The following is a 14,968-nucleotide window of genomic DNA, read 5'->3' on the forward strand; positions in this document are numbered from 1 at the left end:
CTCGTCACCGGGTGCCGGTCGTCAGCCGAGCTGCGGGGCGACCCGGGAGGCGATCAGCTCCAGGTGGTCGAGGTCGGCCAGGTCGAGGATCTGCAGGTAGATCCGCTCGCTGCCGACGGCGGCGTACCGGCCGATCTTCTCGGCCACCTCGTCCGGGGTGCCGGCCAGGCCGTTGGCCTTCAGCTCGTCCACGTCGCGGCCGATGGCGGCGGCCCGGCGGGCCACCTCGGCGTCGTCCCGGCCGACGCAGGCGACCAGCGCGTTGGAGTAGACCAGGCCGGCGGCCGGGCGCCCGGCCTGCTCGACGGCGGCACGGACCCGGCCGAACTGGGCGGCGGAGTCGTCCACCGAGGCGAACGGCAGGTTGAACTCGTCGGCGAAGCGGGCGGCCAGGGCCGGGGTGCGCTTGGGACCGAGGCCGCCGACCAGCACCGGGATGCGGTCCTGGGCGGGCTTGGGCAGCGCGGGCGAGTCGGTCAGCGTGTAGTACTGCCCGGCGAAGTCGAAGGTGTCGCCGAGCTTGGTGTTCCACAGGCCGGTGATGATCGCCAGCTGCTCCTCCAGCCGCCCGAACTTCTCCTTGGGAAAGGGGATCCCGTAGGAGGTGTGTTCGGCCTCGTACCAGCCGGCGCCGAGGCCGAACTCGACCCGGCCGCCGCTCATCGCGTCGACCTGGGCGACCTGGATCGCGGTGACGCCCGGCAGCCGGAAGGTGGCGGCGGTCATCAGGGTGCCGAGGCGGATGGTGCTGGTGTCGCGGGCGAGGCCGGCCAGGGTGATCCAGGCGTCGGTGGGGCCGGGCAGGCCGTCGACGTCGCCCATCTTCAGGTAGTGGTCGGAGCGGAAGAAGGCGCTGAAGGCGCCGAGTTCCTCGGCGGTGCGGGCGACCGTCAGGAGGGTTTCGTAGCTCGCGCCCTGCTGGGGTTCGGTGAAGATGCGGAGATCCATGCGGGCCATTCTGGTACGGACCGCCCGCCCGTGGACACAGGGAACCGGCCGGACCACGGAACGTACCGGCCACCGGGCGCGGGTGGCCAAGGTCTCAGCACGGAACCGTCACGGCCCTGCGATCCCGTCCCCGGGCTCGCCTACCGTGGACGGATGTTCGCGACCCCCGACGAATCCTTCCGGCGTTCCCAAGACGAGCCGGCCGGCTGCCCGCTGCCCGGCATCGTGACGGCGTTCACGCCCCGGCTGGCCGAGTTCGCCTTCGAGCCCGGCTTCGTCGCGGCGGTCGACCAGCACGCGGCGATGCTGCGCGAGCTGCTGTACGCGCAGGGGCCGGAGCTCGCGCCCCGGCCCCTGGACCGTGCGGAACTGTCGGACTACGCGCTGGGCTTCCTGGACGCGCTCACCGAGATCGGCTGGCGGGAACCGGTCGGCTACGACTACGCCGTGCTCCGGCTGACCGCGATCTGCTGGCTGGTGCGTGAGCAGGGCCTGCTGGAGGTCTGACGCCCCGCTGTCCCCCTTCGTGGATACCAGGCGGCCGTCCGGCCCGCCCGTGCCCGCTGTCCGGGATGCTTTCCCCGGGTGAAGGTTCCCTCCGCCCGCGCGGTTACAGTGGCGGTCCGGAGGACGAACGACGGGGCGGGACGGACAGGACGGTGCGGAAGTGAGCGGTACGGCAGCGGACAGCGCGGTGGGACACCGGGCGCTGCACTGGCGGATCCGCCCGGAACGGGCGCGGGCCGCCGTCCTGGTGCTGCACGGCGGCGAGGAGCACAACCTCGACCGGCCCGGCCGACTCAACCTCCCGCTGCTGCGGATGCACGGCTTCCTGCGCGCACTCACCAGGGCGACGGCCGGCCGCGAGGTGGCCGTCGGGACCGTCCGCTACCGCCACCGCGGCTGGAACGGGCCCCGCGCCGACGCCGCCCGGGACGCGGTCGCCGCGCTCGACGAACTGGCCTCGCAGCTGGGGCCGGTGCCGACCGTCCTGATCGGCCACTCGATGGGCGGACGCGCCGCGCTGCAGGCCGGCGGGCACCCGTCCGTCACCGGCCTGATCGCCCTCGCCCCCTGGTGCCCGGCCGAGGACCCGTGCGAACAGCTGGCCGGCCGGGACGTGCTGATGCTGCACGGCGACCGCGACACCGTGACCGCGCCCGCCGACACCCACGCCTTCGCCGCCCGCAGCCGCGCCGCCGGCGCCCGCGTCTGCGGCTACACCGTCACCGGCAGCGGCCACGCCATGCTCCAGCGCGTGCCCGACTGGCACCGCGCCACCACCCGGCTCACCACCGCCCTGCTCGGCCTCCACCCGCTCCCCACCGAGACCGCCTCCGCGCTCACCCTGCCGCCCGCCTCCGCCGAGGCCCTCACCCTCCCGCTCCCCCGCCAACCCCGCCGCGCCCCGGCCCTCCCGGCCAACCCCTGAGCCCTGCGCCCCTGCGCTTGGTCGGACCCGCGTGCTTCGTCGGACCCGGCCTAGAGGACGTGGCAGAGGGCTGTGGTGAAGACCGCGGTGACCCACGTCCACAGGACGGCGAGGGCGATGTGGGCGGCGGTGCGCAGCGGGTCGCCGCGCCAGAGCTTCGGGGAGAAGACGGCGAATTCGAAGAGCCAGCGCAGGCCCCAGAAGAGGGTCTGGCCGGCCAGCAGGGCGGTGGCGAGCCGGGTGCCGGAGAGCAGGTCGGGGGCCAGGCAGAGCGGGAGGAGGCCGAGGAAGACGCAGGCCAGGCCGATGAAGAAGAGGTGGGCGTAGGAGACCTGGCGGGTCAGGAGGGTGGTCCCGGACAGGTCGGCGGGCCAGCCGATGGCGCGGGGCAGCACCGCGTGGACCAGGCCGACGGTGACGAGGGCGGCGCCGACCAGGCGCAACTGGCCTTCGAGGGTCAGGAGTTCGGTCATGATGCGGGCTTTCGGCGGGTGCGGGTGGTGCGCTCATCATGGCGTACGACTTTGAACGTGTTCAGCTCGGGGTCGGGGCGCAGAGCGGCACACGCCCGGAGCGGTGACGGCGGGGCCGTGGTCGCAGGGCGGTGGCGGCGGGCCGTGCCGCGGGTCAGGCGGGGTCGTCCCCGGCGGGCGGGGACGGGAGGCGGCCGGCCAGGAGGGCCCGGCCGAGCGGGGTGGGGCGATGGGTGACGGTGCGGCCGGTGCGGTCCTTGGCGGTGAGTCCGGACTCGGCGAGGACGGTGGCGTGCTCGCTGGCGGAGGCCGTGGAGATGCCCAGGGCGGCGGCCAACTCCTTGGTGGAGCAGGGGCCGTGGACGGCGACGGCCTCCAGGGCGGCGGCCCTGGTCTGACCGAGCAGGGCGGTCAGGGTGCGGCTGGGGGTCGGCTCGGTCTCGGCGCGCAAGGGTCCACCGATCCGGGCCGGGTAGAGGAGGACGGGCTGCTGCGCCGGATCCTCGAAGCGGGCGATGACGGGCCGTCGGGGGCCGAACACGCAGGGCTGGAGCAGCAGTCCGCGACCGTCCAGCCGCAGGTCGTGCCGGCAGCGCCCGGCCAGCGGGAAGCTGAGCACCGGGCGGCGCCAGGACACCGCCGGGTGCAGCGAGCGCAGTACCTGGTCCGGCTCGGTGATCCGGCGGCGGCGCCCGTGCTCGGTGGTGACGATGGTCTCGATCTGCCGCCGGTAGGGGTCGATCGCCCGGGTCTGGTAGTCGGCGGTGACGTTGCCGAGCAGCCTCCTGGCCCGGCGGTCGCCGGCCGCCACGCCGCGCGCGAAGGCGCTCAACTGCCGTTCGCCGCCGACCGATCGCAGGTGGTCCCGCAGCGGCTCCCCTGGCCCCTCGGCGGTGGCGCTCTCGGTGGCGCCCGGATCGCGCCGCACGGTGAGGAACTCCGGGATCGCCGAGGCGGTGTAGAGGTCGAAGAGCAGCGCGGTGCGCGGGTTCCAGGAGGCCCGCAGGTGGTCCCGCCAGGCCTGGAACCGCGGATCGCGCTGCCCGCTCACCAGGGCGTGCACGCTGAGGGACAGCTCCATCGACATGTCCGGCCGCTCCGCCACCCGGATCCGCTCCAGGTCGTCCGCGCCGAAGAGTATTCGCAGCACGGACGCGATCGTCACCCGGAACCGGCGGCGCCGCAAGACTGTTCGGCGAGGACCGAACCCTTGACGGACCCGGATGGTGTGGACCCGGCTTGCCGCGGACTCGGCTTGTGCGGACCCGGCTTGCGCGGACCCGGTGGCGTCAGCCCAGGTCGGCCGGCGACTCCACCACGACCCCGTAGAGGTCCCCGGTCGTCGCCAGCGCGCTCCGGTGCACCTGGGCGGCGGTCAGCTCGGTGCCCGCCGAGGCCAACGGCCGGGTCCGCGCGCTGGCCGCCCGCTCGCGCCGGGTGTCCAGCGTCTGCGTCGGCGCCCACCTGCTCGCCGCAGCCGGGCTACTGGACGGCAAGCGCGCCACCACGCACTGGTCCACGGCCGGCCAACTCGCCGCCGAGCATCCGGAGATCGAGGTGGACGCCGACCCGATCTTCATCCGCCAGGGCGAGATCTGGACGGGCGCGGGCATCAGCGCCTGCCTGGACCTCTCGCTCGCCCTGGTCGCCGAGGACTTCGGCGAGGAGCTGGCCCTGCGGGTCGCCCGTCAACTGGTGATGTACCTCAAACGCCCCAGCGGGCAGAGCCAGTTCAGCGTCCCACTGGAGCCCGTCTCGACCACCCGGCGGATCGAGGAGCTGCGCCACCACATCCTGCGCAACCTCACCGAGCGGCTCACCGTCCCCGACCTCGCCGCCCACGCCCACGTCAGCGAACGGCAGTTGACCCGCATCTTCAAGACCGAGCTGGGCACCACCCCGAACGCCTACGTCGAGTCGGCCCGGGTCGAACGCGCCCGCCACCAGCCGGAGTCGGGGGACGCCACGCTCGAACGCATCGCCACCGCCTGCGGGTTCGGCACCAATGACACCCTCGTACGGGCCTTCCGCCGCCGGCTCGGCACCACGCCGACCGAGGACCGGCAGCGCTTCCGCACCACCGCCACTGCGACTGCCGCCGACGTCACGGCAGCCGGACGGTGAACACCGTACGGCCGGGCCGGCTGGCCGCCTCCACCGTGCCGCCGTGCGCCCGCACGACGGCCCGGACGATCGCGAGCCCCAGCCCGGTCGAGCCGGTGGCCCGGGAGCGGGCCCGGTCGCCCCGGACGAAGCGCTCGAAGACCCGGCCGAGCAGCTCCGGCGCGATCCCCGGGCCGTCGTCCGTCACGCTCAACTCGGCCTGACTGCCGCTGTCTTCGCGTCGAAGACGCAGCTCGACCCCGGTGCCGGGCGGGGTGTGGGTGCGGGCGTTGGCCAGCAGGTTGGCCACCACCTGGCTCAGCCGGTGCCCGTCCCCGCGCACCAGCACCGGGTCCTCGGGGAGCGCGAGGCGCCAGCGGTGGTCCGGCCCGGCGGCCCGGGCGTCGGCCACCGCGTCCAGGGCGATCCGGGTCAGGTCCACCTCCTCCGCGGCCAGCGGGCGGCCCGCGTCCAGCCGGGCGAGCAGCAGCAGGTCCTCGACGATCGCCCCCATCCGCACCGCCTCGGCGTCGATCCGCTCCAGCGAGTGCCGTACCGGCGCCGGTACGGCCCCGGGGTGGCGCAGCGCCAACTCGGCGTGGCCGCGCACGGCCGCCACCGGGGTGCGCAGCTCGTGGCTGGCGTCGGCGGCGAAGGCGCGCAGCCGCTCCTCCACCGCGTGGCGCCGGGCCAGGGCGTCGCCGACGTGGCCGAGCATCCGGTTGAGGGCCGCGCCGACCCGGCCGACCTCGGTGCGCGGATCGGCGTCCGGCACGCGCTCGGCCAGCAGGACCTCGCCGCTGGCGAGCGGCATCGCGCTGACCCGCTCGGCCATGCCCACCACTCGTCGCAGCGGGCGCAGCGACCAGCGGACCCAGAGCGCCCCGGCCGAACCGGCCACCGCGACGGCGATCGCGAAGACCGTCAGCTCCAGGGTCTCCAGCCGCCGGACGGTGTCCTCCGCCGGGCGCAGCGGCAGTCCGCTGACCAGCACGTCGCCGTCCCGCCCGGCGACCGCCCGGACCCGGTAGCGGCCCTGGGCCCCGCCGAGGTCGAGGGTGCCGGCCGGGCCGCCGACCGGCAGGGCGGCCAGCACCCGCTGCTGGGCGGGGGTGAAGGAGATCCGGTCGTCCTCGTCGTCGGGGCCGTCCGCGTCGTCGGCGTCGCCGTCGACCACGCCCGCCGCGGTGATCCGGCCGCCGAGCAGCCGTACGCCGAGGGTGCCCGGGGTCTGCGCCCGGGTGTCGGGGCCGACGCCCTGGCCGGTGTGCTCCAGGCTCGCGGCGTAGCGGCCGCCGGACTCGGCGAGCTGCTGGTCGAGGCGGTCGACCAGGAAGTGGCGCAGGGCGGCGGTGGTGGCGAAGCCGACGGCGGCGCAGGTGACGACGAGCAGCACCAGCAGGCCGGCGATCAGGCGGGCGCGCAGGGTGCGGGGTACCGGCCGGAGGCGGGGCCCACGGGGGCGGCCTGCGCGGAGGCGGGGCTTCACGGTGCGGCCTTGATCAGGTACCCCGCGCCGCGCACCGTGTGGATCATCGGGCTGCGGCCGGCGTCCACCTTCTTGCGCAGGTAGCTGATGTACAGCTCGACGATGTGCGCCTGCCCGCCGAAGTCGTACGACCAGACGGCGTCCAGGATCTGCGCCTTGCTGAGCACCTGGCGGGGGTGGCGCATCAGATGGGCGAGCAGCGCGTACTCGGTCGGGCTGAGCTCGACGGTCTCGCCGCCGCGGGTCACCTCGCGGGCCCGGTCGTCCAGCACCAGGTCGCCGAGCACCAGCGCGTGCGCGGGCGGTTGCCCCGAGGCGGCCTGCGGGGTGGCCGCCTGGGTGGCCCGGCGCAGCAGGCCGCGCAGCCGGACGACCACCTCGGCCAGGCTGAACGGCTTGGTCACGTAGTCGTCGCCGCCCGCCGCGATGCCCTCGATCCGCTCCTCGACGGCGTCCCGGGCGGTGAGGAAGAGCACCCGCACCTCGGGCCGCTCGGCGTGGAGGCGGCGCAGCACCTCCAGGCCGTCGAGGTCGGGCAGCATTATGTCGAGCACCACGGCGTGCGGCCGCCAGGCCGCGGCGGCCTCGACGGCGGCCAGGCCGGTGGTCGCGCCGCGCGCCTGCCAGCCCTCGTAGCGGACGGCGCCGCAGACCACCTCGACCAGGTCCGGCTCGTCGTCGACGACCAGGACGCGCCACTCGGGGCGGTCGGCGCTCTCGTCCATGCTGCTCCCTCGGGCTCGCGCTGCGCGGCGCTCATTCTGGACCGCCGCGATGAGAAACCCCTGAGACCTCGGGGAGCCGTTCGCGGCCTACACAGCGGCTCTGACCAGCGGTTTCTCCCTCATACGGGGGCGCGGCGGCCGGGCCCGTTCAGAGGCGGTTCAGAGCTTGCGGTGCGATCGTGGTCCGCCTCGGCGGCACCCGCCGCCGGGCCCCGAGGAGGTTTCCCGAGGAGGTTCCCGATGAGCACTGCCGCCGCACCGGAGTCGCGGCCGGCGCCCGCCGGCCGGGGACGCCGGGCCGCGCTGCGCCCGCCGTTCGCGCTGGACCCGGCCGCCGCGCTCGCGCTGATCGCCGCGGGCGGGCTCGGGGTGCTCGCGCTGTGGTGGGTGAGCACCCCGGCGGTCGTCGGTGCGGCCGGCTGGCTCACCGGCGCCGGCCGGATCACCGGGCTGCTCGCCGGGTACGCCGCGCCCGTGCTGCTCCTGCTGATGGCCCGGCTGCCGCCGCTGGAACGCGGGGTCGGCGCGGACCGGCTGGCGCGCTGGCACGCCTTCGGCGGGCGCTGGCTGGTGGCCGCCGTGTCGGTGCACGTGCTGACGACCGTCTGTGGCTACGCCCTGACCGACGGGCGCGGCGCGCTCGGCGAGGGCGTGGAGATCGTCCTCCACTACCCCGAGATGATCAAGGCCACCCTGGGCACCCTGCTGCTGCTCGGCACCGGCGCGGTCTCCGCCCGGGCGGCGCGCCGCCGGCTCCCGTACGAGGCCTGGTACTACCTGCACCTGGCGACGTACCTGGCGGTCGCACTCGCCTTCTCCCACCAACTGGCCACCGGCGCCGACCTCGGCGGCGGCCCCGGCCTGGCCGCCTGGTACGCGCTCTACTCCGGCACGGCGGCACTGCTCGGCTGGTACCGGCTGGCCCGGCCGTGGCTGCTCGACCGGCGGCACCGGCTGCGCGTCGCCGAGGTGCGGCCGGAGGGCCCCGGCGTGGTGTCGCTGTTCCTGACCGGGCAGCGGCTGGACGAACTCCGCGCCGAGCCCGGCCAGTTCTTCCGGCTCCAGTTCCAGGCGCCCGGCCTCCGCTGGGCCGCCAACCCGTACTCGCTGTCCGCGCCGCCGCACCCGCGCTTCCTCCGCTTCACCGTCAAGGAGCTCGGCGGGCACAGCGCGGCGGTCGCCACCCTGCGCCCGGGCACCCCGGTGCGCGCCGAGGGCCCGTACGGCGCGTTCACCGCGCGGCGGCAGCGACAGCGCCGGGTGCTGCTGCTCGGGGCAGGCGTCGGGATCACCCCGCTGCGCGCCCTCTTCGAGACGCTGCCGGGCGAGCTGACGCTGGTCCAGCGGGCCCGGCGGGCCGAGGACGTGCTGTTCCGGGCGGAGCTGGCCGACGTCGCCCGACGACGCGGCGCGGTCGTGCACGAGCTGCTCGGCTCCCGGGAACAGGTCGGCGACCTCGGCGCCGCGCTCGCCGGGCTCGTCCCGGACCTCGCCGGGCACGAGGTCTACCTGTGCGGCCCGGAGGCGCTGGCCGAGGAGGCCGTCCTGGCACTGCGGGCGGCCGGGGTGCGGCGCGGACGCATCCACCACGAGAACTTCTCCTTCTGAGCCTTCCGAGCCCGCCCGGGTTCCCGACCACCAGGAGCATCGATTCCCATGCGCCGAGCCGTCGTCACCAGCGCTGCCACCGCTGCCGGGGTGGTGCTGCTGCTCTCCCTCAAACCGCACGAGGCGGCCGGGCCGACCCCGGTGATCGGCTCGGGGTCGGGCGCCGGGGCCGGGGCCGGGTCTGCGGCCGGGGCCGGGTCCGGGGCCGATGTCTCGCAGCCGTCCCCCGCCCCGTCCGGCTCCGCTGCGCCCGCCGCGCCCGCCGGGGCGACCCGGAAGGTCAGCGGCGACACCGTCAACACCCGGTACGGCCCGGTGCAGGTCCAGGTCACCCTGGCCGGCAGCCGGGTCACCGCCGTCGACGTGGTCAAGTACCCCAACGCCGAACGGCGCGACCGCGAGATCAACAGCTCCGCCCTGCCGGTGCTCAACCAGGAGGCGATCTCCGCGCAGAGCGCACAGATCGACGTGGTCAGCGGCGCGACGTACACCAGCGACGGGTACGTCCGCTCACTGCAGAGCGCCCTCGACCGGGCCAAGGGCTGAGGACACCGTGCTCCGCCACGCCGAGCCCGCGATGGGCACGGTCTTCTCGATCGCCGTCCGCGACCCCGGCCCGGGCACCGCCGCCGTGCTGGACCGGATCGCCGAACGGCTGCACCGCATCGACGCGGTGTTCTCCACCTACCGGCCCGAGAGCGACATCAGCCGCCTCGACCGGGGCGAACTGGCCCTGGACGACTGCGATCCGGAAGTCCCCACCGTCCTGGCCGCCTGCCGCGACGTGGCCGCGGAGACCGGCGGCTGGTTCACCGAGCGCCCCGGCGGCCGGCTCGACCCCAGCGGCTGGGTCAAGGGGTGGGCGGTCGAGGAGGCGGCCGCCCTGCTGCGCTCCTCCGGTGCCCGGCAGTACTGCGTCAGCGGTGGCGGGGACGTGCAGACGAGCGGCGGGCCGTGGCGGGTCGGCGTCGCCGACCCGGGACGGCCGGGCCTGCTCGCCGCCGTCCTGGCGGGCCGCGACCTCGCCGTGGCCACCTCGGGCACCGCCGAGCGCGGCGCGCACATCATCGACCCGCACACCGACCGCCCGGCCACCGGCCTGGCCTCCCTCACCCTGGTCGGCGCCCCTGGCACCGGCATCGCCCGTACCGACGCCTGGGCCACCGCCGCCTTCGCCATGGGCCCGGACCGCGCCCTCGCCTGGGCGGCCCGGCAGCCCGGCATCGAAGCCCTGGCCGTCCTGCCGGACGGCACCAAGCGCTGGACCCCCGGCCTGCCCGGCCACCTCCCGGCGATCGGGCCCGCGGACTGGCAGTCCGCCGTCTGCTGACGGCGGCGAGGCGCGGCGGGCTCATGAGAGGAGCTCATGGGGTGGGCCCATGAGGCGGCCTCATGAGGGTGACTCCATGAGAGGAGTTCATGCGCCGACCCATGAAGCAGTCTCATGCCGCCACCCCATGAGAGAACCTCATGTGCCGGCGCTACGCCCGCTCCTGCTGCGCCGCCCGCCAGGCCTCCCAGGCCACCAGCGGGGCCAGGTAGGACCAGCGGCGCGAGCCGTCCGGGCAGGCGCCGCCCTCGACCAGCTCGGACACCGAGCGGCGGGTGAACGGCACCCAGACCGCCATGTCGTGCTCGAAGGTGCTGTGGCAGGCCTCGCGGCGGCGGTCGATCTCGGCCGCGTCGAGCCGTGCCCGGACAGTGGCGACCAGCGTGTAGCAGGAGGCCGGCTCGCTCCAGCCCAGCCAGGTGATCACCGTCGGCCCGACATCGGCCGGCAGCAGCCCCAGCTCCTCCTCCAGCGCCCGGTGGACCAGCGCGTAGAAGTCCTCGGCGGCGCCCGGCTCGTCCCGGTACTTCATCGTCTCGTTGATCCCGACCGTCCACTGCGCCGGGAAGGTCCTGACGGCCAGCGAGCGGCGCAGCAGCAGCAAGCGGCCCGCACGGTCCCGCACCGCGACGCAGGCGCTGACCATCGTGGGCGGCGCCGCGGCCACGAAGCTCGTCAGGCCCTCGTCCAGCGCCTCGCGCAGCAGCCGGCCCGCCTCCGGGTCCTCCCGGCCCAGCCCGGTGGTGGCCATGCACTCCGCGTAGTCGCTCTCGGCGATGGCCACCTCGCACACCCGGGCGGCGCTGTGCTCGCCGTGATCGACCGTCAACCGCGTGATGTACGCGGTCCGGCCCGCCGCCCCGGCCGCACGTTGGCGCGCCACCTCCTCGGCCCACCCGACCCGGTCCAGCACGTGCGGGCGTACGACCCGACCGTCGTATGAAGTCACCAGCCTGCCCGGGGTCAGCGGCCGGGCGGCCGACCAGGTGATCAGCGGCGCCAGGCCGTCCGCCCGGACGTCGTGCGCCCGGGCCGCCGCCGACAGGCTCGCCCGCCGGACGCGCGGCGTCGGCACCCGTGAACCGAGGCGCGAGCCGCCGTACTTGGCGAAGTCGTACACCAGATTGGTCAGCATTCCGAGCAACAGGGCTCCGCCGAGCCCCAGTAGCCACTCCACCCCGGTTCCCCCGCCTCCGTGATCCGCCCGGCCCCATTGTGGGGTTCGTGGCGCGCCCGACGAAAGGCCCCGCCCGGGGCGAAAGGGCCCCGCCCGGCAAAGGGCCTCCGCCACCGCCCGGTCGCCGCTACGACGATCCCCCTCCGCCGCCGGGTCAGCCGTCGGCTGGGCACCGACCTCCGCACGCCGTACCGCGGCCCGGCGCCCCTCCGCGACCCCGCGGTCCGCAAGGACCTGCTCCGGCTGCACGCCCACGGCATCACGGGCACCGCACTGTGCCGGCGCCCTAGCCCTCTGCAGCCACGCCTTCAACTGGCTGACCGCGCCGATTTGGTGGCGGCTCCTGCCGAACGAGCACGACGCCGTCATCCTGCTGAACGTCGACTCCTGGCCGATGGCCGCCGCAGCGGCAACGGGCGGGCCCGGCTACGCCGCCGCCCTGACCGCCCTGCCGCCGCACGTCGCTCGCGCAGCGCGTCCACGAGCTGACGGCGAGCCGGTCCGAGGCCCTGGACGCGCACGCCGCCGAACTGCGGCGGATCGAACGGGACTTGCACCACGGTGCCCAGGCCGACCTGGTGGCCGTCTCGCTACGGCTCGGCGTGATCCGCTGGGCGCTCGCGCAACACCCCGATCAGGCCGCGGAGTTGGTGGACTCCACCCAACTGGTGGCCGCGCAGGCCCTGGAGTCCCTGCGCGCCCTCGTCCGCGGCATCCACCCGCCGGTACTCGCCGACCGCGGCCTCACCGAAGCCGTCCGCTCGCTCGCCGTCCACTGTGCCGTCCCCACCCGGACCGACCTCGACGAGAGGGCAGGACCGCCGCCCCGCGCACCCGCCGACGAGGCGCTGACCAACGTCGCCCGGCACGGCGGCGCCGCCACCGCCCTCGTCCGGCTGCGGATCACCGCCGACGCGATTGCCATCCGGGCCCGAGGACTACGGCAGGGGCGGCGCCGCCGAAGGCACCGGCAGCGGGCTCCCCGACCTCCGATGCCGGGTCGCCGCCTTCGACAGCACCAAGTGGACATCCCATGCGGATCCTGATCGCCGAGGACAACGCCCTGCTGCGCGAGGGCCTGGTCCTGCTGCTGGCCGGCGAGGGCCACGAGCTGTGCGCGACCGTCGAGCACGGCGACGACCTGCTGCCCGCCGTGCTCGACCACCGCCCGACGTCGCCGTGGTCGACGGACGACCGGCTGCCGCCGAGCTCATGGCCCGCCACACCGGCACCGACCGCCGACTCCGAACGTCGAGGGTCGAGGGTCGAGGGCGGATTCACGCCAGCCCAACCCCCTGCCGCCCTGGTGGACTTGGCACCCATCCACCACCCACGGACAGGACCTCCGGCATGCCCGACACAGTTCTCCGGCCGACCCCGCACACCCCCGGCAGCTCCTCCTCCGGGCACAGGGCCCGGGCGCGGGGCGGGGGTTGGTTCGCCGTCGTCGCGGTGACGACGGGTGTGTTCTCCATCGTCACCACCGAGATCCTGCCGATCGGGCTGCTGACTCCGATCGGCGCCACCTTCCGGATCTCCGACGGCACGGCCGGGCTGATGATGACGCTGCCGGGCATCGTCGCCGCGGTGGCCGCGCCCGTGGTGACGGTCGCGACGAGGCGGGCCGACCGGCGGACGATGCTGTGCCTCCTGCTGCTGGTGCTGGCACTGGCGGACCTCCTCGGCGCGGTGGCGCCCGGGTACTGGGCGGTGCTGGTCGCCCGGGTCGCGCTGGGGCTGGTGATCGGGGCGTTCTGGTCGATCGGTTCGGGGCTCGCCCCGCGTCTGGTCACGCCGCGGTGGCAGGCCAGGGCCAACACCGTGTTCTTCTCGGCCGTTCCGCTCGGTTCGGTCCTGGGTGTGCCCGCGGGCGTCTTCCTCGGGGAGCTCGCGGGCTGGCGCGCCGCGTTCCTGGCGATGGCCGCACTGACCGTGCTCACCCTGGCCGCCCTGCTGGTGTCGCTGCCGCCGCTGCCCCCGCTGACCACGACCGGCCTGGGCGTGCTGCGCGGGATGCTGGCCGGGCGGGGCACCCGCACCGGCATCGCGGTGACCTTCCTGATCGTCCTGGCCCACTTCGGCAGTTACACCTACGTCACCCCGTTCCTCGCGGACACCGTCCACGCCGGGCCGGCCCTGGTCACCGGCCTGCTGCTGGCCTACGGCGCCGCCGGGCTGCTCGGCAACCTGCTGGCCGGCGGGCGCGCGGCGCGGGCGCTGCGCCCGGTGTTCGGCACGGCCGTCCTGCTGCTGGCCGCCGCGACCCTGCTGCTGCCCGTCCTGGGCACCGGCGGGCCGGGCGCAGCCGTCCTGCTGGTGGTGTGGGGCGTGGCGTACGGCGCCGTCCCGGTCTGTTCGCTGACCTGGTTCCTCGCCGCGGCGCCGCAGGCCCCGGAGGCGGCCGGTGTGGTGTTCACCTCGGCGTTCCAGGCCACCATGTCGATCGGTGCGCTGACCGGCGGCCTGGTGGTGGACCGCAGCTCCCCCGCCACCGTCATGCTGCTCGGGGGCACCGTCGCGCTGCTCGCCGCCGCCACGGCCTGGGGGTACGGGCACCGGGTCGGCCCCCAGCCGGTGCCCGTAGCGCGCCGCTGAGCCCGCGCGCCCGACCCCGCCCGACCCCGCTCGCCTGCGCCCGCGCGCCCGGCCCACCCGCCTGCGCCCGCGCGACGCGCCCTGGTCGGGGGCGCTGCCCGCGGCGAGAATGCCCGAGCGCCGTCCGCCCGGTTCCCCGGACGGGCAGTACCACGGACGGGCAGTGCCCCCGCCGGGGCGGTCCCGGGCGGGTGACAGGCAGGTGACGGCGCGAAGGGCGGCGATCGGGATGGGCCCCGGGTTCCACGGGCGGTTCGGCGGCTACCAGCACGAGATCTACCTGAACGGACTCGCCGGCGTGCTGCCGACGATGCCGATGACCTTCGCGGAGCTGGAGGCGCGGGTGCAGGGCGCGCTGGCCCCGTCGGTGTACTCCTACGTCGCGGGCGGGGCGGGCGACGAGTCCACCCAGCGGGCGAACGTCGCCGCCTTCGACCGGTGGGGCCTGGTGCCCCGGATGATGGTCGGCGCGAGCCGGCCGGACCTGTCGGTGGACGTGTTCGGCCTGCGGCTGCCGTCGCCGCTGTTCATGGCGCCGATCGGGGTGATCGGCCTGTGCGCCCAGGACGGCCGCGGGGACCTCGCCACCGCCCGGGCCGCCGCCCGCACCGGGGTGCCGATGGTCGCCTCCACCCTGGCGGTGGATCCGCTGGAGCAGGTGGCCGCCGAGTTCGGCGACACCCCCGGGTTCTTCCAGCTCTACATCCCCTCCGACCGGGCGCTGGCCGAGAACCTGGTGCACCGCGCCGAGGCTGCCGGTTTCAGGGGCGCCGTCGTCACCCTGGACACCTGGGTCACCGGCTGGCTCCCGCGCGACCTCGCCACCGCCAACTTCCCGCAGCTGCGCGGCCACTGCCTGGCCAAGTACACCACCAAGGCGCTCGCACTCGGCGCCACCGCCGTCGGCGTGGGCCGCCCGTACGCCTACGGCCTGGCCCTGGAGGGCACCGACGGCATCGTGCACGTGCTGCGCTCGCTACTGGCCGAGGCCGACCTGATCATGGCCATCGACGGCTACCCCACGCTCGCCGACCTGCGCGCGGACGGCGCCCTGCGCAGGATCTGACCGTCCGCACCCGCACGGCCGT

14 protein-coding genes and 1 pseudogene are annotated in these 14,968 nt (G+C 75.5%); 9 read left to right on the forward strand and 6 right to left on the reverse strand.

Features of this window, described 5'->3' with window-relative positions:
• Positions 1-21: 21 nt before the first annotated feature.
• Positions 22-948 (reverse strand): LLM class F420-dependent oxidoreductase, encoded by a 927-nt coding sequence (locus OP86_RS07915; protein WP_030058753.1) that lies wholly within the window; start codon positions 946-948, stop codon positions 22-24.
• Between the two features lie 153 nt (positions 949-1,101).
• On the opposite strand from OP86_RS07915, the gene OP86_RS07920 reads away from it, so the two are divergent.
• Together OP86_RS07920 and OP86_RS07925 are read left to right on the forward strand one after the other, a co-directional pair.
• Positions 1,102-1,455, forward strand: coding sequence for a DUF6401 family natural product biosynthesis protein (locus OP86_RS07920; protein WP_051829824.1), 354 nt, complete (start codon positions 1,102-1,104; stop codon positions 1,453-1,455).
• Positions 1,456-1,615: 160 nt separating this feature from the next.
• Entirely contained in the window at positions 1,616-2,380 is a 765-nt protein-coding gene (locus OP86_RS07925) for an alpha/beta hydrolase (protein WP_063832323.1), read from the forward strand.
• Positions 2,381-2,430: 50 nt separating this feature from the next.
• Here OP86_RS07925 and OP86_RS07930 read toward each other — a convergent pair whose 3' ends face one another.
• Positions 2,431-2,853, reverse strand: a complete 423-nt coding sequence (locus OP86_RS07930) for a hypothetical protein (protein WP_030058746.1) — start codon at positions 2,851-2,853, stop codon at positions 2,431-2,433.
• Between the two features lie 154 nt (positions 2,854-3,007).
• Positions 3,008-4,003 (reverse strand): ArsR/SmtB family transcription factor, encoded by a 996-nt coding sequence (locus tag OP86_RS07935; RefSeq protein ID WP_063832325.1) that lies wholly within the window; start codon positions 4,001-4,003, stop codon positions 3,008-3,010.
• A 254-nt stretch (positions 4,004-4,257) separates the two neighbouring features.
• Here OP86_RS07935 and OP86_RS07945 point away from each other — a divergent pair.
• Positions 4,258-4,977 (forward strand): annotated as a pseudogene (locus OP86_RS07945) (GlxA family transcriptional regulator); the annotation flags it as partial.
• Here OP86_RS07945 and OP86_RS07950 read toward each other — a convergent pair.
• Both OP86_RS07950 and OP86_RS07955 read right to left on the reverse strand, forming a co-directional pair.
• Complete coding sequence (locus tag OP86_RS07950) at positions 4,958-6,445, reverse strand: sensor histidine kinase (protein ID WP_051829826.1); 1,488 nt, start codon at positions 6,443-6,445, stop codon at positions 4,958-4,960. The pseudogene OP86_RS07945 and the gene OP86_RS07950 sit on opposite strands and share 20 nt — an antisense overlap.
• A complete protein-coding gene (locus OP86_RS07955; protein ID WP_030058736.1) occupies positions 6,442-7,170 on the reverse strand; it encodes a response regulator transcription factor in 729 nt (242 codons plus the stop codon). The genes OP86_RS07950 and OP86_RS07955 overlap by 4 nt, the downstream gene beginning before the upstream one ends.
• A gap of 240 nt (positions 7,171-7,410) precedes the next feature.
• Here OP86_RS07955 and OP86_RS07960 point away from each other — a divergent pair, with 240 nt between their 5' ends.
• The 3 genes from OP86_RS07960 to OP86_RS07970 are packed head-to-tail and all read left to right on the forward strand — an operon-like array spanning position 7,411 to position 10,108.
• A complete protein-coding gene (locus tag OP86_RS07960) occupies positions 7,411-8,778 on the forward strand; it encodes a ferredoxin reductase family protein (RefSeq protein ID WP_033331306.1) in 1,368 nt (455 codons plus the stop codon).
• Positions 8,779-8,826: 48 nt separating this feature from the next.
• Positions 8,827-9,324 carry an FMN-binding protein gene (locus OP86_RS07965; RefSeq protein ID WP_030058733.1) on the forward strand — a complete coding sequence of 166 codons (498 nt, stop codon included), beginning with the start codon at positions 8,827-8,829 and terminating at the stop codon, positions 9,322-9,324.
• Positions 9,325-9,355: 31 nt separating this feature from the next.
• On the forward strand, positions 9,356-10,108 hold the full coding sequence (locus OP86_RS07970) for an FAD:protein FMN transferase (RefSeq protein ID WP_051829839.1): 753 nt from the start codon (positions 9,356-9,358) through the stop codon (positions 10,106-10,108).
• Positions 10,109-10,259: 151 nt separating this feature from the next.
• On the opposite strand, the gene OP86_RS07975 is transcribed toward OP86_RS07970, so the two are convergent.
• Positions 10,260-11,285, reverse strand: a complete 1,026-nt coding sequence (locus OP86_RS07975) for an NUDIX domain-containing protein (protein WP_157849689.1) — start codon at positions 11,283-11,285, stop codon at positions 10,260-10,262.
• Positions 11,286-11,836: 551 nt separating this feature from the next.
• Between OP86_RS07975 and OP86_RS37855 the strand changes: the two genes are divergently transcribed.
• The 3 genes from OP86_RS37855 to OP86_RS07990 all read left to right on the forward strand — a co-directional run bounded on the left by OP86_RS37855 (position 11,837) and on the right by OP86_RS07990 (position 14,946).
• Positions 11,837-12,331: a sensor histidine kinase gene (locus OP86_RS37855; RefSeq protein ID WP_051829827.1), complete on the forward strand. Its 495-nt coding sequence runs from the start codon at positions 11,837-11,839 to the stop codon at positions 12,329-12,331.
• Positions 12,332-12,635: 304 nt separating this feature from the next.
• Complete coding sequence (locus OP86_RS07985; protein ID WP_051829828.1) at positions 12,636-13,880, forward strand: MFS transporter; 1,245 nt, start codon at positions 12,636-12,638, stop codon at positions 13,878-13,880.
• A 229-nt stretch (positions 13,881-14,109) separates the two neighbouring features.
• Complete coding sequence (locus OP86_RS07990; RefSeq protein ID WP_033331312.1) at positions 14,110-14,946, forward strand: alpha-hydroxy-acid oxidizing protein; 837 nt, start codon at positions 14,110-14,112, stop codon at positions 14,944-14,946.
• Positions 14,947-14,968: the final 22 nt, after the last annotated feature.

Origin of the sequence: Streptomyces novaecaesareae (assembly GCF_000716875.1) — a bacterium.
In the GTDB taxonomy this organism is placed as follows: domain Bacteria; phylum Actinomycetota; class Actinomycetes; order Streptomycetales; family Streptomycetaceae; genus Kitasatospora; species Kitasatospora novaecaesareae.

What these genes read in the sequence shown, in the direction of transcription:
- OP86_RS07985 (WP_051829828.1), top strand. Translation starts at nt 12,636, where the DNA reads ATGCCCGACACAGTTCTCCGGCCGACCCCGCACACCCCCGGCAGCTCC.
- OP86_RS07955 (WP_030058736.1), bottom strand. Translation starts at nt 7,170, where the DNA reads ATGGACGAGAGCGCCGACCGCCCCGAGTGGCGCGTCCTGGTCGTCGAC.
- OP86_RS07965 (WP_030058733.1), top strand. Translation starts at nt 8,827, where the DNA reads ATGCGCCGAGCCGTCGTCACCAGCGCTGCCACCGCTGCCGGGGTGGTG.
- OP86_RS07915 (WP_030058753.1), bottom strand. Translation starts at nt 948, where the DNA reads ATGGATCTCCGCATCTTCACCGAACCCCAGCAGGGCGCGAGCTACGAA.
- OP86_RS07970 (WP_051829839.1), top strand. Translation starts at nt 9,356, where the DNA reads ATGGGCACGGTCTTCTCGATCGCCGTCCGCGACCCCGGCCCGGGCACC.
- OP86_RS07930 (WP_030058746.1), bottom strand. Translation starts at nt 2,853, where the DNA reads ATGACCGAACTCCTGACCCTCGAAGGCCAGTTGCGCCTGGTCGGCGCC.
- OP86_RS07960 (WP_033331306.1), top strand. Translation starts at nt 7,411, where the DNA reads ATGAGCACTGCCGCCGCACCGGAGTCGCGGCCGGCGCCCGCCGGCCGG.
- OP86_RS07920 (WP_051829824.1), top strand. Translation starts at nt 1,102, where the DNA reads ATGTTCGCGACCCCCGACGAATCCTTCCGGCGTTCCCAAGACGAGCCG.
- OP86_RS07990 (WP_033331312.1), top strand. Translation starts at nt 14,110, where the DNA reads ATGGGCCCCGGGTTCCACGGGCGGTTCGGCGGCTACCAGCACGAGATC.